Source organism: Bifidobacterium sp. SO1, assembly GCF_018555335.1.
Classification (GTDB): Bacteria; Actinomycetota; Actinomycetes; order Actinomycetales; family Bifidobacteriaceae; genus Bifidobacterium; species Bifidobacterium simiiventris.
Genome location: NZ_JAFEJR010000011.1, coordinates 29,941 through 53,064 on the forward strand (window position 1 = coordinate 29,941; position 23,124 = coordinate 53,064).

17 protein-coding genes are annotated in these 23,124 nt (G+C 64.8%); 16 read left to right on the forward strand and 1 reads right to left on the reverse strand.

Annotated features, from left to right (window positions below; genetic code table 11):
- Positions 1-43: 43 nt before the first annotated feature.
- The 6 genes from JS541_RS09350 (at position 44) to JS541_RS09375 (ending at position 11,422) form a co-directional block, all read left to right on the forward strand.
- A complete protein-coding gene (locus tag JS541_RS09350; protein WP_214374193.1) occupies positions 44-2,071 on the forward strand; it encodes a right-handed parallel beta-helix repeat-containing protein in 2,028 nt (675 codons plus the stop codon).
- Positions 2,072-2,166: 95 nt separating this feature from the next.
- Positions 2,167-4,206 carry a hypothetical protein gene (locus tag JS541_RS09355; RefSeq protein ID WP_214374194.1) on the forward strand — a complete coding sequence of 680 codons (2,040 nt, stop codon included), beginning with the start codon at positions 2,167-2,169 and terminating at the stop codon, positions 4,204-4,206.
- A gap of 22 nt (positions 4,207-4,228) precedes the next feature.
- On the forward strand, positions 4,229-6,583 hold the full coding sequence (locus JS541_RS09360) for a glycoside hydrolase family 95 protein (protein WP_214374195.1): 2,355 nt from the start codon (positions 4,229-4,231) through the stop codon (positions 6,581-6,583).
- A gap of 9 nt (positions 6,584-6,592) precedes the next feature.
- The gene (locus JS541_RS09365; RefSeq protein WP_214374196.1) at positions 6,593-9,001 is read left to right on the forward strand and encodes a glycoside hydrolase family 2 TIM barrel-domain containing protein; all 2,409 of its coding nucleotides are present in this window, start codon (positions 6,593-6,595) and stop codon (positions 8,999-9,001) included.
- 109 nt (positions 9,002-9,110) lie between these two features.
- Positions 9,111-10,772 carry a family 43 glycosylhydrolase gene (locus tag JS541_RS09370; protein ID WP_214374197.1) on the forward strand — a complete coding sequence of 554 codons (1,662 nt, stop codon included), beginning with the start codon at positions 9,111-9,113 and terminating at the stop codon, positions 10,770-10,772.
- A gap of 164 nt (positions 10,773-10,936) precedes the next feature.
- Entirely contained in the window at positions 10,937-11,422 is a 486-nt protein-coding gene (locus tag JS541_RS09375) for an N-acetyltransferase (protein WP_214374198.1), read from the forward strand.
- A gap of 144 nt (positions 11,423-11,566) precedes the next feature.
- Here the strand turns inward: JS541_RS09375 and dapD are convergent, their stop codons facing one another.
- Positions 11,567-12,586: a 2,3,4,5-tetrahydropyridine-2,6-dicarboxylate N-succinyltransferase gene (gene dapD, locus JS541_RS09380; protein ID WP_214374199.1), complete on the reverse strand. Its 1,020-nt coding sequence runs from the start codon at positions 12,584-12,586 to the stop codon at positions 11,567-11,569.
- A gap of 88 nt (positions 12,587-12,674) precedes the next feature.
- On the opposite strand from dapD, the gene JS541_RS15015 reads away from it, so the two are divergent.
- The 10 genes from JS541_RS15015 to JS541_RS09425 all read left to right on the forward strand — a co-directional run bounded on the left by JS541_RS15015 (position 12,675) and on the right by JS541_RS09425 (position 23,069).
- On the forward strand, positions 12,675-12,806 hold the full coding sequence (locus JS541_RS15015) for a hypothetical protein (RefSeq protein ID WP_338023534.1): 132 nt from the start codon (positions 12,675-12,677) through the stop codon (positions 12,804-12,806).
- 112 nt (positions 12,807-12,918) lie between these two features.
- On the forward strand, positions 12,919-14,046 hold the full coding sequence (gene prfB / locus JS541_RS09385; RefSeq protein ID WP_214374200.1) for a peptide chain release factor 2: 1,128 nt from the start codon (positions 12,919-12,921) through the stop codon (positions 14,044-14,046).
- An 82-nt stretch (positions 14,047-14,128) separates the two neighbouring features.
- The gene (gene ftsE, locus JS541_RS09390) at positions 14,129-15,595 is read left to right on the forward strand and encodes a cell division ATP-binding protein FtsE (RefSeq protein ID WP_214374201.1); all 1,467 of its coding nucleotides are present in this window, start codon (positions 14,129-14,131) and stop codon (positions 15,593-15,595) included.
- The gene (gene ftsX, locus JS541_RS09395; protein WP_214374202.1) at positions 15,592-16,515 is read left to right on the forward strand and encodes a permease-like cell division protein FtsX; all 924 of its coding nucleotides are present in this window, start codon (positions 15,592-15,594) and stop codon (positions 16,513-16,515) included. Before ftsE ends, ftsX begins: the two co-directional genes overlap by 4 nt.
- 175 nt (positions 16,516-16,690) lie before the next feature.
- Positions 16,691-18,064, forward strand: a complete 1,374-nt coding sequence (locus tag JS541_RS09400) for a CHAP domain-containing protein (RefSeq protein ID WP_236036780.1) — start codon at positions 16,691-16,693, stop codon at positions 18,062-18,064.
- A 119-nt stretch (positions 18,065-18,183) separates the two neighbouring features.
- Positions 18,184-18,663, forward strand: coding sequence for an SsrA-binding protein SmpB (gene smpB / locus JS541_RS09405; protein WP_214374204.1), 480 nt, complete (start codon positions 18,184-18,186; stop codon positions 18,661-18,663).
- Between the two features lie 135 nt (positions 18,664-18,798).
- Positions 18,799-19,755, forward strand: a complete 957-nt coding sequence (locus tag JS541_RS09410) for an ABC transporter substrate-binding protein (RefSeq protein ID WP_214374205.1) — start codon at positions 18,799-18,801, stop codon at positions 19,753-19,755.
- A 256-nt stretch (positions 19,756-20,011) separates the two neighbouring features.
- Positions 20,012-20,941: an ABC transporter substrate-binding protein gene (locus JS541_RS09415; protein ID WP_214374244.1), complete on the forward strand. Its 930-nt coding sequence runs from the start codon at positions 20,012-20,014 to the stop codon at positions 20,939-20,941.
- A 301-nt stretch (positions 20,942-21,242) separates the two neighbouring features.
- On the forward strand, positions 21,243-22,226 hold the full coding sequence (locus JS541_RS09420) for an amino acid ABC transporter permease (RefSeq protein ID WP_214374206.1): 984 nt from the start codon (positions 21,243-21,245) through the stop codon (positions 22,224-22,226).
- A gap of 21 nt (positions 22,227-22,247) precedes the next feature.
- A complete protein-coding gene (locus tag JS541_RS09425; RefSeq protein ID WP_214374207.1) occupies positions 22,248-23,069 on the forward strand; it encodes an amino acid ABC transporter ATP-binding protein in 822 nt (273 codons plus the stop codon).
- Positions 23,070-23,124 lie beyond the last annotated feature (55 nt).

The following is a 23,124-nucleotide window of genomic DNA, read 5'->3' on the forward strand; positions in this document are numbered from 1 at the left end:
CGACGACCATACAAGATACGCAAATATATGAGGAGCGATTCCAATGACGGAATACCATGTCGGCATCAACGGCGACGACACCAACATCGGCGACGCGACGCACCCGTTCGCCACGATCTCGCGCGCGGCGGCGCTCGCGGTCGCAGGCGACACCGTGACCGTGCACGAAGGCGTCTACCGCGAGTCGGTCGACCCGGCGCGCGGCGGCCTAAGCGATCAGAATCGCATTGTCTACCAAGGCGCGCCGGGGGAGCGGCGTCCGGTCATCAAGGGTTCCGAACGGATCACCGGATGGCGACAGGTCGACGGCCACCCGTCCGTATGGCAGGTGAGCGTGCCCAACTCGATGTTCGGCGACTTCAACCCGTTCGCCGAGATCATCTTCGGAGATTGGCTCGAATCTCCCAAACGCGGACGTGACCCGATCAAGCATCTGGGCGACGTGTACCTCAACGGACGGTCGTTCTACGAGGTCACCGATCTTGCGGACGTGTACGAGCCGGTCGAACGCACGACGGTCAAGGACAACGCGCTCGGATTCGACTGCCCGGTGATCGACCCCGACCAGACGCGCTACGTGTGGCATGCGAGCGTGGACGCGGCCTCCGGCACGACCACGATTACCGCGAACTTCCACGATTATGACCCCAACGAGGAGCTGACCGAGATCAGCGTGCGCCGCACATGTTTCTTCCCGTCGCGCAACTTCGTGAACTACATCACCGTGCGCGGCTTCGAAATGTGCCAGGCCGCATGCGACTGGGCGCCGCCCACCTCGCGGCAGTGGGGCATGGTCGGCCCGAACTGGTCGTGCGGCTGGATCATCGAGGACAACGTGCTGCACGACGCGAAATTCAGCGCCGTCAGCCTCGGCAAGGAGCTCTCCTCCGGCGACAACGAATGGTGGCGTACTGATCGTAAAACCGGTCATCAGTACCAGCTCGAAGCCGTGTTCAAGGGGCTACGCGTCGGCTGGAAACGAGACCAGGTCGGCTCGCACATCGTGCGGAACAACGACATCTACGACTGCGGGCAGAACGGCGTCGTCGGGCACATGGGCTGCGCGTTCAGTCTCGTCGAACACAACCACATCCACCGCATCGGCCTCAAACGCGAGTTCTTCGGCTGGGAGGTCGCCGGCATCAAGTTCCACGCGGCGCTCGACACGGTCATCGCCCGCAACAACATCCATGACTGCTCGCTGGGCATGTGGCTCGACTGGCAAGCGCAGGGCACGCGCGTGACCGGCAACGTATTCCACCGCAACGTGCGCGACCTGATGATCGAGGTTACTCATGGGCCATGCGTAGTTGATAACAATATCTTTGCTTCTGATATTATGCTCCAGAATTATTCGCAAGGCGGCTCGTTCGTCAACAACCTTATCTGCGGGTCCATCGAGACACACATTGTGCCAGACCGTCCTACTCCATACCACTTCCCTCACGTCACCGAGGTGGCCGGCTGCGCGGTCGTCTCCGGCGGCGACGAACGCTACTTGAACAACGTGTTCGCGCCGCAGCTCGCATCGGCCCCGATCGGCGCGTTCGGACTGAAGGAGTACGCCGAGCACCCGGTCGACAAGCCGGAATACAGCGAGCGCGTACGCCAGATGTGGCTTGATCCGCAGCAGAGCGGTGATGAGCGCAACCCGCTGCAGCCGCTGTACGCGGGCGGCAACCTGTATCTGACCGGCGCTCAGGCGGCGACGGACGACGGAACGGTCAATGGCTCTCCCACACGCAATGCGGCCGACCTGCCGTACTTCGGCGGGTTCGATGCGCGAGAGACGGCGGCCGATGCGGCCATGCCGATCTCGCTGATCGAAACGGACGACGGTCTGTACCTCGAGTGCGACGTGCCCGAAGCGGTCGCCGCCTCGAACGTGCCGGTCGTGACCACCGCGACGTTGGGCACGCCCCGCATCGTCGAGGAACTCTACGAACACGCCGACGGCACGCCGTACGTGCTCGACACGGACATGACCGGAGAGCGCGCCGTCGACGCGACTCGCCACGCCGGTCCGTTGGAATCGCTCACGCCGGGCCATAACCGCATCAGGGTGTGGTGATTTTCCCCGATCCTGAACCACGGCCGAGATCGATGCCGATCATCGTTGACCGGTATCGGTCTTGGCCGAATCCATATCGACACCGAGGAGCGACGATGCTGACCTTTGCCGTACGAAACCAAGCAGATGAAGGAACCGCATACCGGCCGTTGGAAACGAGCGGTCTTGCCGTGGCCTGCCGGCCGGCGACGGCCGGACACGAGCCTGACGTAACCGCGTATACGGTCAACGTGACCAATATGGCGGATACGACGTTCCGCGGGGTGGTCCGCATCGATCTGCCACTTGCCGCCACGATCAGTCCGGACGACCTGCGGTTCTTCCTGCCGGGGTTCATGTACGGCCGCAACCGCGGCGAAGCCCCGCTCGCCGTGCCGGAACGATTCCCGCGTATGCGATCCGGCGAACCGTCATGCCCGGCATCATCGTGGTGGATGGTGCGCGGTGACCGGCTGTCGAACCCGTGCGCGCTCGCGTTCGACGGCACGCGTGTCGTCGGCCTGTGCGCCAGCCCGTATCTGGTCGAATCCGGCGACGGCGATCTGCACGGTTGGGAGCCGAGGGCCGTTCCGTCGCAATCCGATGACGAACCGACATTCGCGCAATACGCCGGCTACAGCTGCGACGACGGCAGTGTCTCCGGCACGCCGTCCGTTGGCGCGACCCTGGGATACGAGAACGCGCCGTGGCTGTTCGTCAGCTCGTCCAATGTGCATGAACGCGCTCCGCTGGGAGACAACTGCCTGATATTGCAGCCGGGCGCAAGCGTCGCCATCCGGCTTGACGTGTTCGACTATCCAGCCGGCGACGAACTCGGCATCGAACGTGCCATCGAACACACCTACCGCAGATTCCACCAGCCGCCCCGTGCCATCGGATCCGTCGAGAGTGCGGTACGCGACCTGAGCACGGCCGTCGACCATGACGCGTGGTTGGCCGACCGCCACATGTACGCCGGCTTCGTATTCGACAACCATCACGACATCGCCGACAGGCCGGGAAAGAACGGCATCGAATACCAGGAACTCGGATCGGTCAGCTGGACCAACGGCATGGCCGCGGCCGGACCGATGCTGTCCGCGGCGCTGCGGCTCAACGACGACATCATGCGTGGCCATGCCATCGATTGCATCGACGACATCGTGCACCACAGCCTGAACCCCGCCAGCGGACTGCCATACGATGCGGTCAGACGCGGTGCGTGGAGCAATCACGGATGGTGGTTCGAACGTCTGCCGTCCGCCGGCCACAGCTCGTACCTCGACGGACAGGCCGTGTACTACATCCTCGACTGCTATCGCAACGAACTGGAATTCCGGTCGTGCGCGCACGACGACTGGCTGGACTTCGCCGGACGGGTCATCACAGTATTCGAACGCGGCCGCAACGGCGACGACGAATACCCATACCTGTTCAGCGAACGCACCGGCGCCGGCATCGACTACGATTCCTTCGCCGGAGCGTGGTGCCTGGCTGCAGGCGCCTATTGGACGCTCATCACCGGCGATCGGCGATATCTCGACGGGCTTTGCCGCTCCGAACGACGGTATTACGACGCGTACGTGCGGCGCGTGGAATGCTACGGAGCCCCGCTCGACACCGCGAAAGCCGTCGACTCCGAAGGCATCCTCGCCTACGTCAAAGCCGTCCGTCGTCTGCACGAGATCACCGGGGACGACCTGTACCTCGACCATCTGCGCGACGCCCTATGCTATGAGTTCACGTTCAAATTCTGCTGGAACTCCCCGGTGAACGTGCCTCCGCTCAGCCACGTCGGCTGGTCGAGCTGCGGCGGCAGCATCACGTCGACCTGCAACCCCCACATCCACCCCATGTCCAGCAACGTCATCGGCGACATGGACTACTACCTGAGAGTGCGCGACGACGAATACGTGCGTTCGCGTATGGACGACACCATAGCGTGGAGCTGCCAGACCTACAACACGGTCGATGGGGAATACGATTACGGCAAGGTCGGGTGGATGTCCGAACGGTTCTGCTACAGCCAGGGATTGCTGGAGGAGCATTACCCGAACGGCGACGTGGCCAGCACGTGGTTCGCGCTGATGCCATGGGCAGTCGGCTCGATCCTCGACGGGCTGACCGGACTGCACGGGGATTACGGCGGACAATGATGACGAAAGGCTGGAGACGACAATGAAGCACACGATACTGTTCGACCGCGAGGCACACGACTGGAACGAGGCGATCCCAGTCGGCAACGGGTTCCTCGGCGCGATGATCCACGGCGGCGCGCGGCGCGAGCGCCTGCAGATCAACGAGGACTCGGTATGGTCGGGAGGTCCGATGAACCGGTCGAACCCCGACGCGGCCCGCACCGTCGGACGCGTGCGCTCGCTGCTGCTCGACGGCGACGTCGAGGGCGCGCAACGTCTGGCCGAGCGCAGCCTGTACTCCACGGTGCCGGATATGCGCCACTACGAGCCATTGGGCGATGTGTGGATCGATTTTCCGGACTATGCCGGTGACGATGGCGGCGACGGCGGTCCTGACGGCGGTCGAGCCGGCGCTCCCGCGGTTCGCCGCGGGCTTGACGTGGACGAGGCGGTGGCGTTCGTCGACCGCATGTCCGGCGGTTCGGACAGCGCAATGGTCGAGGACTTCGGCTGCGATCCGTCGCTGCATGCCGAATGCTTCGCATCGAACCCCGACGACGTGCTCGTCTATCGCATCGAGTCGGTCGACGGCAAGACGCCGTTCTCCTGTACGGTCACGGCGTCGCGCAACGACGTGCACAACGGGCTCATCTGGCGATGCGAAGGCGTGGGACCGATCGACGACCGCACGATCCGGCTGCACGGCGTCAACGGCGGCGCGGACGGCATCGGCTACGAGATGGCCGTGCGCGTGATCGCAGACGACGGCGAGGCCGCACGCACCGGAGTGACGATCGACGTCACGGACGCACGATCGGTGACGGTACTGATCGCCGGACGCACCACATTCCGCACGAGCGATCCCGCCGGCTGGTGCATGGCCGCGCTCGACGCGGCGAGCGCACGCTCATACGGGCAGCTGCGTGCCCGTCACATAGCCGATTACCGCGCACTGTACGATCGCGGCGCGATCACGTTCGACGACGATATCAAGGATCCGTCGCTGGAATCGCTGCCGACATCGCAGCGGTTGCGTCGTGTCGCCGACGGCGGCACCGACATCGGCCTGTGGGAGACGTATCTGGCGTTCGGTCGCTACCTGCTGATCTCGTCAAGCCGGCCGGGCAGCCTGCCGGCCACGCTGCAGGGCATCTGGAACCGCGACTACGAGCCGGCATGGGGATCGAAGTACACGATCAACATCAACGCGGAGATGAACTACTGGTTCGCCGAACGCGCCGGACTTGGCGAACTGCACACGCCGCTGCTCGAACATGTTCGCCGGATGGACGCGCGCGGTCGCGAGGTCGCCCGCGCCATGTACGGCGCGCGTGGGTTCGTGGCGCACCACAACACCGATATCTGGGGCGACTGCGCGCCGCAGGACGCGTGCATGACGGCGTCGGTCTGGCCTCTGGGCGGCGCGTGGCTGAGCCTGCACATCGCCGAACACTACCGGTACACGCGAGACCGCGCATTCATCGACAGGTATTTCGACGTGCTGCGCGACGCCGTGCTGTTCTTCACGGACACCATGATCCGCGATGCGGACGGATACTGGGCCGTCGGGCCGAGCCTGTCGCCGGAACACGCGTACCGGACCGCGGACGGACGGGACGGCGTGCTGTGCATCGGCTCGACGATGGACAATCAGATCCTGCATGACCTGTTCGGTCAATACCTCGCCGTCGCGCACGATCTCGGCCGCGACGATGACGATCTCGCCGCGGATGCCCGCGAACGTCTGGCGGGACTGCGGCCGACCCAAATAGGCGCGGACGGGCGCATCATGGAATGGCCTCGCGACCGGGCCGATACCGAACCCGGCCACCGACATTTCTCGCCGTTATTCGCTCTGTTCCCCGGGCATGACATCCGCGTCGACCGCACGCCCGAACTCGCCGAGGCCGCCGCGGCGTTCATCAAGCGGCGCATGGAACACGGATCGGGTGCGACCGGCTGGAGCAAGGCGTGGGTGATCGCGCTCTACGCACGTCTGCGCGACCGTGGCCAGGTGTGGTCCAACATCGTCAGGCTGCTTGCGGATTCCACGCTCGACAACCTGTTCGACAACCATCCGCCATTCCAGATCGACGGCAACTTCGGCGCCGTGGCCGCCATGTACGAGACGCTGCTACAGGATTACGGCGACGAGGCGTTCGTGCTGCCGGCGCTGCCGGATGCCCTCGCATCGGGGCATGCGCATGGCGTCGTGCTCGAGGCCGGCGCGAGCGTCGACCTGAGCTGGCGCGACGGCCGCGTCCGCGAACTGATCCTGACCGGTCTGCGCGACGGCGAGGTCCGCCTGACCGGCCCGTCCGGCGCCTTCGTCGATGTCCTGTTCACCGCCGGTCAGCGCATTACCGTCGATCCGACAGTCTTGCACGGAAAGTGAGCATGCCCCATGCGTGCCACCTTGCTGCTGAACAACGACTGGAAATTCCGCTACGGCGACCACCGTGCGGAACCGTGCGACGACTGGAGCGACATCGGGCTGCCGCACTCGTTCGGCATACCGTACGAGATGACCAACGACTTCTACGTCGGGTACGGAACGTACACGCGGACGCTGACGGTTCCGCCGCACTGGGCCGGCAAACGGTTCCTGCTGGAGTTTTTCGGCGTCTTCCAACGCGCCGACATCATCGTGAACGGCGTGCCGGCCGGCCGCCACGTCGGCGGATACACCTGTTTCTGCGTGGATGTCACCGATGTGATCGTCCCCGGCGAGAACCGACTGACCGTGCTCGTCGACAACCTCTGGCAGCCGCAGGTCGCGCCGCGGGCCGGCGAACACCAGTTCAACGGCGGCATCTACCGCGACGTATACCTGCACGTCGTCGAACCGTCGCACCTGCGCTGGCAGGGCGTCACCGTCACCACGGAACGGCTCGGCGAACGCGAGGCCACGATATCGGCATCCATCCGCATCGCCGTTCGGGATGAGGGACTGACGCTGCGTTCGGAAGCGTTCTTCGGCGACCGTTGCGTGGCCGTGTGCGAATCCCCGGTCGATACGGCCGTCGGCGACGGCAGAGCGGACGATGTCGGGATCCGGCAACGGCTGCGCGTCGAAAACCCGCGGCTATGGCATTTCGACCATCCGAACCTGTACCGGTTGCGCAGCAGCCTGTACCGCGGCGACGAGCTGGTCGATCGCCAATGGACGACGTTCGGCATACGGACGATCCGATTCGACAAGGACGAGGGATTCTTCCTCAACAGCCGGCACGAGCGGATCTTCGGGGCCAACGTGCACCAGGACCAGGGCGGCTGGGCAGATGCGGTCACCAGATCGTCCATCAGCCGGGACGTGCGGATGATCAAGGACTGCGGCATGAACTTCATCCGCGGATCGCACTATCCGCACCATCCGTTCTTCGTCGACGAATGCGACCGTCTCGGCGTGATGTACTGGTCAGAACTGTGCTTCTGGGGCACCGGCGGGCCGAACGTCGAAGGATGGTGGACGGCCAGCGGATATCCGCCGCACGAGCGGGACCAGGAACCGTTCGAGAGGCATTGCCTGACGACGCTGGAGGAAATGATCGGCCAGCATCGCAACAATCCCAGCGTGATCGCATGGAGCGTGTGCAACGAGCCGTTCTTCTCCGACGATCAGGTCATGGACCAGGCCCGCGGCCTCGTGCGACGGCTCGTGAACCGCGTCCACGAGCTGGACCCCACCCGTCCGGCGGCCGTGGGCGGCGCGCAGCGCGGCGATTTCGGCGGCATCGGCGACGTGACCGGCTACAACGGGGACGGGGCGACGCTGTTCCCCGACCCGGGATTCGCGAATCTCGTGTCGGAATACGGCAGCCGCATCGAAGACCGTCCGGGACGCTATGACGGCAACTTCTCCGACGGGGCCGAAACGGATTATCCGTGGCGCAGCGGCAAGGCCCTGTGGTGCGGCTTCGACCACGGCAGCATCCTCGGCGAGATGGGCCGCATGGGCATGATCGACTACTACCGTCTGCCCAAAAACGCGTGGCACTGGTATCGGGCCCGCCTGCGCGGCATCCCCGCGCCGGCGCCGAAACCGCGACGGCCGGCCGAACGGATCGTCCTGACCGCGGACCGGACGACGATCGCCGGCAACGGGCAGGAGGACGCGTTCCTCCACGTCGTCCTGTGCGACGCGGACGGCGAACCCGTGGCCGACGAGCGCACCGTGACGCTGCACGTCGACGGACCCGGCCTGCTCCCGACCGGGAAGGACATGACGCTGTGCCCTGAACGACGCACCCTGCTGGACGGCGAAGGAGCGGTGACGTTCCGCGGATACCACGGGGGAGCCAACGTGATCACGGCCACGGCGGACGGACTCGCCCCCGCATCCGTCGCCGTCACGGTCGACGCTCCCGCCTGCACGCGCGAGCCGATCGCAATGGTCCCGCCGCCACGCCTCATGGGCGCGGACGAACTGCGGTACACGGCATCGGATCGGCCATCGGACAATACCGATCTTGCACGGAACCATCCGGTCTTCTCCAGCTCCCATATGCCCGGTCACGAGCCCTCGCACGTCACCGACGCCACGGAAGGCTGGTGGCGGCCGCAACCCGAACCCGAACCGTGGATCAAGGTCGATCTGGAAGGCGACACCGCCATATCGGCCATCCGCATACACGCGACCGGTTCGCCGCTCGCCATGATTGGCCTGTCGCTCGACGGTGAACGATACGAATCGGTGGCAGTGCATCCGACCGGCAGGGCGGGCGAATACCAATGCCGCGGCGAGTGGCGGGCCCGGTACATCCGCGTGACCGCACGGGCGGACAACCGCATCATCCGAGTGAGCGTAACCTGACCGGCGACCGGTCTCCGTCATTCGACCGCCGGCCGACGTGACCGGTCATCGTCAACCGATACGCAACAGCAGTACGAAGAAGATCATGCATCGCAGCAAAGGAGCACCCATGCGCTACACCATGCCGACCGTCAGCCTCAAAGCATACTCGCGCCGCATCGAACCGAGCAGGTACCCGGCCGGACTGGCCAACAGCGTCCACTTCGCGTGGAGCGAAGGCGACGGCCGTTTCCATCCGCTGCACGACGACTACGGCATGCTGTTCATCGAAGGCACGATCTCACCCGACAACACCATCCGATCGCGCGGCGTCGTCGATCCGGTGCTGTTCCGCCAGCCAGGCGGCACATACGGCATCCTCGCGCGCCCGGTCAGCAACGACGGCAGCGAGCAGTCTATAGGTGGCGTCCAATGCTGGACGACCGACGACTTCATCGACTTCTCCGACCATGGTCTGCTCGACATCACACCGGACGAAATCAGCGACTACGTGCGCTCGACGTACGGCGTGGCCTTGGGTGACGCCGTCGACGTGGAACGGCCGGTGCTCGACCGCATGAGACGGCATTGGGACGCGCTCGCCAACGTGGCGGTGCGCGTGCCGGATAAAGTGAGGGCCGCGCGGGCGGACGACCTGGACGGGATAGGCGCCACGGCGGTCTATTCCGACGGCTCGACGGCACGCAAGACGGTCGCCTGGGATACGTCCGGCATCGACTTCGACCGTCCCGGCACGTACCGGATCGACGGCGAGGTCACGGACCGGCGGTACCCGTTCCCGCTGGCCGAAGGATACGGCGATCCGGTGATCTTCCCGTGGAACGGCCGGTACTATTTCCTCGCCACCAACGACAACCTCGACGACGTCGGCCTGTACATCCGCGAGGCCGACACGCCGCAGGCGCTGTTCGCGCCCGGCATCGAGGAACATCTCATCGTGCCGTACGACGAGTCGCGTGGGCTCATCCAGACATTCTGGGCGCCGGAATTCCACGTCATCGGCGACGAAGCGTACATCCTGTTCGCGGTCGGCGGGCGCGAATGGGCGCCGCAATGCCAGGTGATGCATCTCAAGGCCGACATGCCGCCCACCGACCCGGCCAGTTGGGAGGATCCGATGCCGGTTCGCCGGCGTGACGGCGGTCCGCTCGCGCCGAACGCGATCAGCCTCGACATGACCTACATCGAATCGGCCGGCGTCGGATACATGGTCTGGTCGTACCGCGAACACATCGGCGAGACGCTCGACACCGGTTCGATGCTGTACATCGCGACGGTCGACCGGCACGAGCCGTGGAGACTGACCGGCGAGCCGGTGCTGCTGTCGCGGCCGATGCTGGGCTGGGAGAACGCGGAAGGCACTATCAACAACGAAGGGCCGAACTCGTTCATCGCCGACGGCACCGTCTACCTGACCTACTCCGGCGGCGACGCCTGCGGATACCTGTACGCGCTCGGGCTGCTGACCGCCAAGGTCGGCGACGACCTGACCGATCCCGGCAACTGGACGAAACGCAACGTGCCGGTGCTCACATTCCGGTCAATCGACGGCGTGTGCGGTCCGGGGCACAACGCGTTCTTCGTCGACCCCGAGGGCAACCTCATGATCTCGTACCACGGGGAGACCTCGTACGAATCGCGGCTGCGCTGCGACGGCATCCACCGCGTGCACTTCGGCATCGACGGGCGGCCGGTCTTCGACCTGTCTGCGGCGCGCGACCTCGACCCCGCGCTGCGCCACGTCTCCATGACGGTCACGGTCGGACGGTGAGCGTATGCCGGGCCGTCGCCCTCGGATCGGTGATATGCGCGGCGCCGATTGTGCCGCAGACGTGGTAGCCTATCGGCTCAGTTACGTTCCGTTCGAGCATGAGGTGAGTTGTGGGTTCCGAAGCGTCAGCCGTTACGTCGTCCCGTCGGTTCCGGCATGCGACCATGCGTGATTTTCCGCAGATGCAGAAGATCTACGCCCATGCGCGCGAACTCATGGCCCGCAACGGCAATCCGACCCAGTGGGGCAACACGTTCCCGCGTGAGGAGGTCGTACGCGACGACATCGCGCACGGACGCACCATGTTGCTCGTCGACATGGCGAACGGCCATGAACGCATCCTCGCGCAGTTCGCCTTGTGCCCCGGCGAAGACCCGACCTACGCGCACATCGACGGCGCATGGCTCGACGACGACACCTACGTGACCATCCACCGCATCGCCTCGTCCGGACTCGTCAAGCACGCCGCCCGCGACTGCATCCGCTGGGCGCTCAAGCATTACGGCAACGTGCGCGCCGACACCCATCCCAACAACAAGGCCATGCAACACGTCCTCGAGACCAGCGGCTTCGCCCGTTGCGGTCTCATCCAGCTCCTCGACCGCCCCACCGATACGACCCGCATAGCCTACCAGCGCCACGAATGGTAGCGAAAACGGCACGATGATGGTGCGTTATCTGCGTTGCTCCTCGGTCAACGCACTGCAGTGCGCCTTCCCTCGGTGCGTCTTGATACCGCACGCATCATCGTGCCGTTTTCGTCCCTAGGCGGTATATGCTCCGTTATTCACCATTCAGTTCTTATGCAGCTTTTCGTTGAGTTCAATTCCGGTCTTGCGGTAGCGGGCCTCGATGCGGCCGGTGACGGAGTTGCGGATGAACAGGATGTTGTTCTTGCCGGACAGGTCGGCGCCCTTGACGACGTCGAGCGGTTCGCCGGCGGCGACCTTGGCCTTGTCGTAGACGGTGACCTTGGTGCCGGCGGTGATGTACAGGCCCGCCTCGACGACGCAGTTGTCGCCCAGCGAGATGCCGATGCCCGCGTTCGCGCCGAGCAGGGAGTGCTCGCCGATCGAGTTGCGCAGCTTGCCGCCGCCCGACAGGGTGCCCATGATGGACGCGCCGCCGCCGACATCGGAACCGTTGCCGACGACCACGCCCTGCGAGACGCGTCCCTCGACCATCGACACGCCGAGCGTGCCGGCGTTGAAGTTCACGAAGCCCGCGTGCATGACGGTCGTGCCCTCGGCCAAATGCGCGCCGAGACGGACGCGGTCGGCGTCGCCGATGCGTACGCCGGACGGGGTGACGTAGTCGATCATGCGCGGGATCTTGTCGAGCGCGAGGACGGTGACCATCGCGGCCGGAGCGGCGGTCGGCAGCCCGACCTGGGCGGCGAACGCGTCGGCTGCGGTGATCGCCGCGGATTCGACGTCGATCTTGCGCAGCGCGAAGTCCTCGACCGCGAACGGGCCGTAGTTCGTCCACACCACGTTGGTGAGTCGTGCGAAGATGCCGTCGAGGTTGACCGTGTTCGGCTTGGCGAGACGCTGCGACAGCAGGTGCAAGCGCAGGTAGGCGTCGGCGGCGTCGGCGATCGGCGCGTCGAGGTCGCCGACGGTGAACACCGGGATGCGGCGCACGCCGCGCGCGTCGGCCGTGTCGTGGACCAGTGTGCCGAACCCGTGGTTCGGACGGTCGGCTTCGGCGGGCGCCGCGCCCAGCTCGAGCTTCGGATACCAGACGTCCAGCGTCGCGCCGGCCGCGTCCACCGAGGCCAGGCCCCAACCCCATGCGGTGCGTTCGTTTGCCATTGAGTGCTCCTTATCAGATCATGTGATAATGCCTCCAGCTTAATTCGTGCGCGTCATAAATCCGGGCGAGTCGTTACAATGGCGGACTGTGAACGATTACAAGACTGAACGGGAGCAGCGCGAACGCCGCCGTCGCAACATCATGCGCGCGGTGTGCATCGTCGTCGCTGCCGCCATGCTGCTCAGCCTTGTCATCCCGGCTATCTACGCCGGTCTTTGACGCACCTTTGCCCGCGCATGCCCAACGAGGGATATGCGTTTTTCATGCATATATTGTGCGCACCTAGGAAAACGACCGGATACATCAGCAACGACACATATGGTGGTATACGATGGCAGAATTTGATTATTCCCAAGCAATCGGCGACGCTCGCGCCAAGTACGAGTCCATCGCCAAGGCACTCGACGTCGACCGGCTCAAGGCCGACATCAAGGATCTCGAAACGCAGGCGGCCGAGCCTGGCCTGTGGGACGACCCGGAGAACGCGCAGAAGATCACGAGCCGGCTGTCGGCCGCGCAGGCCCAGTTGCGCCGTCTGAACTCCGCAAGCCAGCGCATCGACGACGTGGAGACGCTCGTCGAGCTCGGCCAGGAGATGGAGGACGCCGATTCGCTCGCCGAGGCGAAGACCGAAGTCGAGTCGATCCAGAAGGATCTCGACGACATGGAGATCCAGACGCTGCTCGACGGCGAATACGACGAGCGTTCCGCGGTCGTGACGATCCGCTCCGGCGCGGGCGGCGTGGACGCGGCCGACTTCGCGCAGATGCTGCTGCGCATGTACCTGCGCTGGGCCGAGCGCCACGGCTACAAGGCCAAGGTGATGGATACCTCGTACGCGGAAGAGGCCGGCATCAAGTCCGCTACCTTCCAGGTGGACGCGCCGTACGCGTTCGGCCGCCTGTCGGTCGAGGGCGGCACGCACCGTCTCGTGCGCATCTCCCCGTTCGACAACCAGGGCCGCCGCCAGACCAGCTTCGCCGCGGTCGAGGTCGTCCCGCTCGTCGAGGCGACCGACCACATCGACATCCCGGACACCGACATCCGCATCGACACGTACTGCTCCTCCGGCCCCGGCGGCCAGGGCGTGAACACCACGTATTCCGCGGTGCGCATCACCCACCTTCCGACCGGCATCGTCGTGACCATGCAGGACGAGCGCTCGCAGATCCAGAACCGCGCCGCCGCCATGGCCGTGCTCCAGTCCCGACTGCTCGTGCTGCGCCATGAGGAAGAGGCCAAGAAGAAGAAGGAGATCGCCGGCGACATCAAGGCCAGCTGGGGTGATCAGATGCGCTCCTACGTGCTACACCCGTACCAGATGGTCAAGGATCTGCGCACTGGCTACGAGACGAGCCAGACGCAGGCCGTGTTCGACGGCGACATCGACGCGTTCATCGAGGCCGGCATCCGCTGGCGTCACGAGCAGCGTCGCGCCGCGGCGGCCGAGGCCGAGTAACTCGTTCTTGGTTCCCTTGCCGGCCGGCAAGGGAACCAAGATGGTATTGCGAGCCATCACACATATATAACAAAGGAAGATCATGGCACTCATCTCGTTGGATCATGTGAGCAAGATCTATCCGCGCGGCACGAGGCCCGCGCTGGACGACGTCAATCTGCACATCGACCGGGGTGATTTCGTCTTCCTCGTCGGCGCGTCCGGCTCCGGCAAGACCACGCTGCTCAGTCTCCTGCTGCGCGAAGAGGAGGCCACGGGCGGCGAGATCCACGTCGCCGGCAACGACCTGCGCCGCCTCACCAACCGTCAGGTGCCGCAGTATCGCCGCTCGATCGGCTTCATCTTCCAGGATTACAAGCTGCTCAACAACAAGACCGTCTGGCAGAACGTCGCGTTCGCGCTCGAGGTGATCGGCACGCGCCGTTCGACCATCAAGTCGCTCGTGCCGAAGGTGCTCGAGACCGTGGGGCTCACGGGCAAGGAGAACAGCTATCCGCACGAGCTGTCAGGCGGCGAGCAGCAGCGCGTCACCATCGCTCGCGCCTACGTCAACCATCCGCAGATCCTGCTCGCCGACGAGCCGACCGGCAATCTCGATCCGACCACGTCGCTCGGCATCATGGAGGTGCTCGACGCGATCAACCGTACCGGTACCACGATCGTCATGGCCACGCACAACGAGGAGATCGTCAATTCGATGCGCAAGCGCGTCGTCGAACTGCATGCCGGCCAGATCGTACGCGACGAACGGCAGGGCTCCTACGATTCCGCGCTGTTCTTCCCCGACGCCGATGTCGAATCCAAGTCCAAGCAAGCGCTCGGCATGACCGACGCGCAGCAGTCGCAGGCTGTCGTGGCCGGTTCCGCGCAGCCGGCGTCCGTTCCTGCGGTGACGATCGACGAGACGACTGGCACACGTTCCCAGCAGGCCGAACGCGTCGTCGAACATGTTTCCGAGGTGATCAACAGCGACGAGACCGACGAGGGCATCGCCCGGCTCGCCAACTCCGTGCATTCAGGGCGCACCGGCCGCTACGGCGAGGTGTTCGCGCCGGTCGAGACGACGCTGACGTGGGGCAAGGGACTCAGGCTCGAAGAGTATGCGGCCCAGCAGGAGGCCGCGAAGGCCGACGCGGGCGAGGGGGACGCCGAGTCCGGTGTCGGTTCCGAACGGGCAGATGGATCCGCCCGTCCCCAGACCGGCGATTCGGATCGGTCTGGGGACGATGCCGGCGCTGCCGACGCGCTCCGTCAGGCATCCGAGCCGTCGGCTGTTGCGGAGACCATTCCGGCAGCCGGCGCCGCCACGGAGCCGCCGGCACCTGCGCCGGCTTTCGCGCAGCCTGTGGAACAGCCTGTGAAACAATCCGTGAAACACGACGACCGTGAACCGTCGACCGATCTGCCCGACGTGCCGCTTCCGCCGATGCCGCCCGCGCCGCCGGCCCCGCCGCACGCCCGCGCCGCATCCGATCCGGCGACCCAAACGAATCACGCGAATCAGACCGGCCGCGCAAACGACGGCGACAGCAAGGAGGAAACCCGATGAGAGTGCGGTTCATCCTGTCCGAAACCTGGACGAGCCTCAGGCGCAACGTGCCGATGCTGTTGTCGGTCATGCTCGTCACGTTCATCTCGTTCCTGTTCATCGGCGCGTCCGTGCTCACGCAGGCGCAGATCACCAAGGCGAAGTCCGGCTGGTATGACCAGGTCGAGGTCGTCGTGTGGCTATGCCCGGACGGCACCAGCCAGTCCGCCAATTGCGCGTCCGGCAAGTCGCCGAGCGCGTCCGAAATCACCGCGCTCCAGCAGAAGATCCGCGACGAACTGCCCGACGTGGTCTCCAAGATCACCTACATGTCCAAGGACGAGTTCTATAAGAACACGTTCCTCAAGCAGTATCCGAACGGTGAGTATCAGGGCCGTACGCTCACCGCCGACGACATGCAGGATTCGTTGTGGCTCAAGCTCAAGAATCCGGAGAAGTACCAGGTCGTCGCCGAAGTGCTTTCCAGCCAGGACGGCGTGGAGGAGGTCTCCGACCAGCGGCAGATCTTCGAGCCGGTGTTCGCCGTGCTCAACCGGGCCACCGTGGTGACGGCGGTGCTCGCCGCGGTGATGGTGCTCGTCGCGATCCTGCTGACCGCGACCACGATCCGCATGTCGGCGGCATCGCGCAGCAAGGAGACGGAGATCATGCGGCTGGTCGGCGCGTCCAACTGGACGATCCGGCTGCCGTTCATCCTCGAAGGCACGGTCGCGTCGCTGGTCGGCTCCGTACTGTCGTGCGTGATGCTGTCGGTGATCGTGCGCACGTTCATCACCGGCTGGCTCGCGCAGTCGGTCACGTGGATCCCGTATGTCGACCAGATGACCGTGCTCATGATCTCGCCGTTCCTTGTGGCCGGCGCGATCCTGCTGTCGATGGTTGCGTCGATGATCTCGCTGCGCCGCTATCTCAAGGCATGAGACGTTTCGCGCGCCCGTGAGATAGGTCACGAGCCGGGCGCGAACGGCCCAGCGCATACACAGATTCGTATGTTATGGTGAGCACTGTTTGTGACGAAAGGATACGTTGATGGTGCGTAGACGAGCGGGTAGACCGGCGATCGCGATGATGTCGGCGACGGCATTGTGCCTGACGATGGGGATCGCGGCGCTCAGCGGATCGGTGGTGCCGATCGCATCCGCCGACACGTACAGCGACCTGCTCGACGCACAGGCCGAACAGCAGGCCAGCGCCGACCGCGAAGCCGAACTGCGCTCGCGTCTGGCCGGCGTCAACAGCGAACTGGCCGACAAGATCGTAGAACTCGACAAGCTGACCAACACGACGATCCCGGCCGCGCAGGACGCCGTGACCAAGGCCAACGACGCCGCGGCCCAGGCGCAGCAGGAGGCCGACGCGCTGGCCGCACGCCTCGCCGCCGCGCAAAAGGACAAGCAGACGCTCGAGGCCGAGATCGCGAAGACCGGTGAGGACTACGACGACGCGCACGCGGCCGTGGCCCAGATGGCGCGCGACTCCATGCACGGCTCGAACGCGTCCGACGTGATGAGCGTGGTCACCGGATCGACCAGCACCAAGGAATTCGTCAACTCGATGCAGACGCGAGACGCGCTCTCGCGCACCGAGTCGAACGCGGCGTCCGACGCGGCCGTCACCTTGAACACGTCGATGAACCGCAGCGAACGACTGGCCGCCATCGAAACTACCATCGCCCAGCTCAAGGTCAAGGCCGACGACGCGGTGGCCACGGCCCAGGCCGCAGCCGCCGACGCGAAGGCCAAGCGCGACTCACTTGAGGCGCTGCGCGTGAGCGGCGAGGCCAAGAGGTCCGAACTCGAAAGCCTGCAGGACCAGCTTGAGGACAGCGCGGCCAAGGAGGCCGCCAGCCAAGTGCTGACCCAGTCCCGCATCGACGCGCTCAACGAGCAGTACGCGGCGGAGCAGGCCGCGGCCGCGCAGCAGCCGAGCAGCGGCGAACAGGGCACCACCGATCCGAACGTCACCCCGTCCGTGGATGTCACGCCGTCGACGGGTGGTTCGACCGGCGGCACGACCAATGCCGGTACCTCCACCAATACGGGCGGCACGACCAACAACAGCTCGTCGTCATCCGGTTCCTCGTCATCCGCCGGCACCTCGTCCAGCGGCCAAGGCACCAGCAACGGCGACAGCGGCAACGCCTACGCGGCCGGCCAGTGCACGTGGTACGCCTACAACCGCCGCAAGGAAATGGGCATCGGCACGCCGTCCTATCTGGGCAACGGCGGCGAATGGTGGGCTACCGCGCCCTCGTATGGCCTGCGCGTGGACCGTACACCGCAGGTCGGAGCGGCGCTGTCGTTCCTTCCCGGACAGGACGGTTCCGACGGCACGTACGGCCATGTCGCCGTGGTCGAGGCCGTGTATTCCGACGGCACGTTCCTCATCTCCGAAATGAACTGGGGCGGCCTGTACATGATGCACAGCCGCGTGCTGACCAACTCCGGCCAGTACTGGTTTGTGCACTGAACTGCTGGCGGCATCTTGCCGTTTGTCGTTCGCGTCGCGTGGGGCTTTCCGAGAGGAAGCCCCTTCGCGTATGCTGTGATATTCTGATCTGTTGCGTTGCATGACGAAAGGAGGGGACGATGGCCAAGGAAACCGGCACGAAGCTGATCGTGCAGAACAAGAAGGCCCGGCACGATTACCTGATCGAGGACCATTACGAGGCAGGGCTCGTGCTCACCGGCACGGAGGTCAAGTCGTTGCGCGAAGGACGCGCGTCGCTGGCGGAGGCGTTCGTCTCCATCGACCGCCGCGGCGAGATGTGGCTCGAAGGCGCGAACATCCCGGAATATTTGAACGGCACGTGGAACAACCATGCCCCAAAGCGCAAGCGCAAGCTGCTGCTGCACGAACGCGAGATCGTCAAGCTCTCCCGCCAGTCCGAGGCGAAGGGCTACACGATCATCCCGATCAGCCTGTACTTCAAGGACGGGCGCGTCAAGGCCGAAATCGCGCTGGCGCGAGGCAAGAAGGAATACGACAAGCGCCAGGCCCTGCGCGAGGAGCAGGACAAGCGCGAGGCGCTGCGCGTCATGCGCTACAAGAACATGCGCGCCCGGTAAGGCGGGTGGATGATCGGATTGTCCATACAGTGGACAATCCGTGTTCGGTTTACGATACCGTAGCATCGGAAACGTACTCTCTCGAATTAGCCGGAAACATACCCGCCGGTCGACATGTCTGAGAGAGGAAATCCAATGTCTTACAGCAAGGGAATACGTTCGATCCGTTCCATCGCGGCCGCCACGTTGAGTGCGGCCATGATCTTTGCCGCCGCGGCCTGCGGCACCACCGATACCGGCGGCAACAGCGCGTCCGGCAACGACTCCAAGGACTCCGGTTCGTCGACCACGCAGGGCTTTGACACGAGCTCCATCAAGAAGGACGACGCGATCGCCTCGCTGCTGCCCGACTCGGTGGCCGGCGACGGCACGCTCACCGTCGGCACCGACACCTCGTACGCGCCGGCCGAATTCCTCGCCGAGGACGGCAAGACCGCCGTCGGCTTCGATGTTGACCTGTCCAAGGCGCTGGCCGCCGTGTTCGGTCTCAAAGAGACGACCGTCTCGTCCACGTTCGACTCGATCATCCCGTCGGTCGGCAGCAAATACGACATCGGCATCTCCTCGTTCACGGTCACGCCGGAACGCATGGAGGCCGTCGACTTCGTCACCTACTTCAAGGCCGGCTCCACGTGGGTCGTGCGCAAGGGCAATCCCGACAAGGTCGACACCGCGAACCTGTGCGGCGTGAAGGTCGCCGTGCAGACCGGCACCACGCAGGAGGAAGAGGTCAACAAGGCCAACGAGCAGTGCAAGGCCGACGGCAAGGACGCGATCGACATCCAGTCGTCCAAGCTGCAGACCGACGTGACCACCGCCGTGGCGTCCGGCAAGGCGTCGATCTTCTACGCCGACTCGCCGGTCGCCGGATACGCGATCTCGCAGACCGGCGACACGCTGGAGACGCTCGGCGACGACACCGGCGTGACGCCGGAGGCCGTGGCGATCAAGAAGGGCGATTCGGCGACCGCCGAAGCCGTGCAGAAAGCCATCCAGAAGCTGATGGACGACGGCACGTACGGCAAGATCCTCGACGCGTGGGGCGTCAAGTCCGGCGCGATAGACAAGGCCGAGATCAACCCGACCGTGTGATCGAGAACGTGTCGTTTCGACTGGAGTGACTGTTACCCCCTGTCATTTCGAGCGAGGCGAAGCCGAGTCGAGAAATCTTTAAGGAGGCTGGCTTCCGGAAGATTTCTCCGCTCGCTTCGCTCGGTCGACATGACAATGGTGAGTGTGCCTCGTCTGATCGAAATAACCGCGGCATCATTCGTAACAGGAAAAACCTGTCCTCTCTGTATACTCGGTAAACACATCGAGAACCGAGAGAACACAGAGAGGAACCATGATGTTCAAGAACCTCAAAACCGCCGCCGCGCTCGCGCTGAGCGCCGCCATGCTGTTCGCCACGGCGGCCTGCGGCACCACCGACACCGCCACCGATGCGGACGGCAACGCGACCAACACCACCGAGGGCTACGACCTGAGCGGCGTCAAGACCAACGACGACGTCGCCGCGCTGCTGCCGTCCGCGGTCAAGAGCGCGGGCAAGCTGACCGTCGGCATGGAACTGTCGTATGCGCCGGCCGAATTCCTCGCCGAGGACGGCAAGACCCCGGTCGGCTACGACGTCGACATCGCCACCGCGATCGGCAAGCTTGCCGGCGTCAAGACCGACATCGTCTCGTCCACGTTCGATTCGATCGTCCCGTCCGTCGGATCCAAGTACGATCTCGGCATCACCGCGATGACGATCACCACGGAACGTCTCGAGGCCGTCGACTTCGTGAGCTACTACCGTGCCGGCTCGAGCTGGGTCGTCAAGAAGGGCAACCCGAACAAGGTCGACTCCGCGCAGCTGTGCGGCCTGAAGATCGCCGTGCAGACCGGCACCGTGCAGGAAGAGGAGGCCAACAAGGCCGCCGAGCAGTGCAAGGCCGACGGCAAGGATGCGGTCGAGGTGCTCTCCACCAAGCTGCAGACCGATGCGGCCACCAGCGTGGTGACCGGCAAGGCCGACGTGTTCTACGCGGATTCGCCGGTCGGCGGCTACGCGATCAGCCAGACCGGCGGCGAGCTGGAGATGCTCGGCGAGGTCGAGGGCACCGCGAAGCAGGGCGTCGCGATCAAGAAGGGCGACGAGGAGATGGACAAGTTCGTGCAGGCCGCCATGCAGCAGCTCATGGACGACGGTACGTACGGCAAGATCCTCAAGCACTGGGGCGTCGAATCCGGTGCGCTCGACAAGGCCGAGATCAACCCCACCGATCTGGCGTAAACCTCTATTACTCGGCTCCCTCTGATGAGGGAGCTGTCAGCCGCAGGCTGACTGAGGGAGAGAAGAGGGTTTTGCTTTTGATTGCCCCTTAATCAGCGAAGTGGGACTAAGAGGCAATGGCTTTGACCCTCCCCCAGTCAGCTACGTTGACAGCATCCTGCAATTGCGGACCAGCCTCCGGCTGGCTATTTACTAGCTCGCCTCACGGCTCGCACGTTGCTGGCAAACGCTCCCGCGTTTGCTTCACAGCAACGTCCCTCAGCCGAGGGAGCCGAGATATTACATAAGGACTGATATACATATGGCGAAGAAACAAGCTGACGGCGACGGACTGAACATCCCGAACCGCATCGACGCGCTGCCCGTGCGCCGTCCCGGCCCGATCGTGGCCGCCGTGATCGTCGCGCTGCTCGCGGCGATGCTCATCCAGGGCATGATCACCAATCCGCGGCTCGACTGGCCGACCGTCTGGAAGTACCTGTTCAACGAGAACGTGCTCGAAGGCATTCGGTACACGCTCGAACTGACCGTCATCTCGATGGTCGTCGCGATCATCCTGTCGATCATCCTCGCCATCATGCGCAAGTCCATCAACCCGGTGCTGCGCGGCGTCAGCTGGTTCTTCATCTGGTTCTTCCGCGGCACCCCTGTGTACACGCAGCTCGTGTTCTGGGGCCTGTTCGCCGTGCTCGTGCCCAAGCTCAGCCTCGGTATCCCGTTCACCGACATCGCGTTCTGGAGCGTGAACTCGCAGGATGTGATCACCGCGTTCAACGCCGCATGGATCGGCCTGGCCCTGAACGAGGCCGCATACCTGTCCGAAATCGTGCGCGCCGGCCTTGAGGCGGTCGACCCGGGCCAGACCGAGGCCGCGCAGGCCCTCGGCATGAAGCGTTCGCTCATCATGCGCCGCATCATCCTGCCGCAGGCCATGCGCATCATCATCCCGCCTACCGGCAACGAGACGATCGGCATGCTCAAGACCACGTCGCTCGTCACCGCCGTCCCGTTCACGCTCGAACTGCAGTTCGCCACCGGCGCGATCGCGAACCGCATCTACAAGCCGATTCCGCTGCTGCTCGTGGCCTGCTTCTGGTACCTGCTCATCACGTCGATCCTGATGGTCATCCAGTCGCGCATCGAAAAGCACTTCGGCAAGGGCTTCGACGCGCGCGCGATGGGCACGCGCGGCAAGCAGCCGCCGCTGCCCGGCAAGACCGAAGGCGAGCCGAAGGACGACGTGAATAAGATCAACGAGGCCGGCTTCACCGGCATGACCGCGTGAGCCGAGGGAGTGGTATTTGAGATGACCGATAACATTACGACTTCCACGGGCACTGTCTCCGGTGTCGTCCCGGCCGTCAAGGCCACCGGCGTGCATAAGGCGTTCGGCTCGTTGCATGTGCTGAAGGGCGTCGACATGACCGTCATGCCCGGCACCGTCACCGTGATCCTGGGCCCCTCCGGCTCGGGCAAATCCACATTCCTGCGCCTGATCAACCAGCTTGAAACGCTGACCGGCGGCGAGATCGAAGTCGACGGCGAGCTGATCGGCTACAAGCGCACCGGTCGCACGGACGCCGACGGCCGCGAGATCTGGCAGACCCTGGACGACAAGGCCGTGGCCGCGCAGCGTTCCAAGCTCGGCATGGTGTTCCAGCGGTTCAACCTGTTCCCGCACATGACCGCCATCGAAAATGTGATGGAAGCGCCCGTGCACGTCAAGCACATGAGCAAGGCCGAGGCGCGCGAACTGGCGAAGGCGGAACTGCAGCGCGTCGGACTGGGGGAGCGGCTCGACTACTATCCGTCCGAACTGTCCGGCGGCCAGCAGCAGCGTGTCGCCATCGCCCGCGCGCTCGCCATGAAGCCCGAGATCATGCTGTTCGACGAGCCGACCTCGGCGCTCGACCCGGAGCTGGTCGGCGAGGTGCTCAACGTGATGCTTTCGCTCGCCAAGGAGGGCATGACGATGATCGTCGTCACGCACGAGATCGGCTTCGCCCGCGAGGTCGCCGATCAGGTTGTCTTCATGGACGGCGGTGTGGTCGTAGAACAGGGCGGTCCCGACATCATCGACCACCCCACCGAACCCCGGTTCAAGGACTTCCTGCAGCACGTGCTGTAGAAGGTCGCCGATCACCCTCACAGGCCGTCCGGCGTACGGTTTCGCCACAGTCATC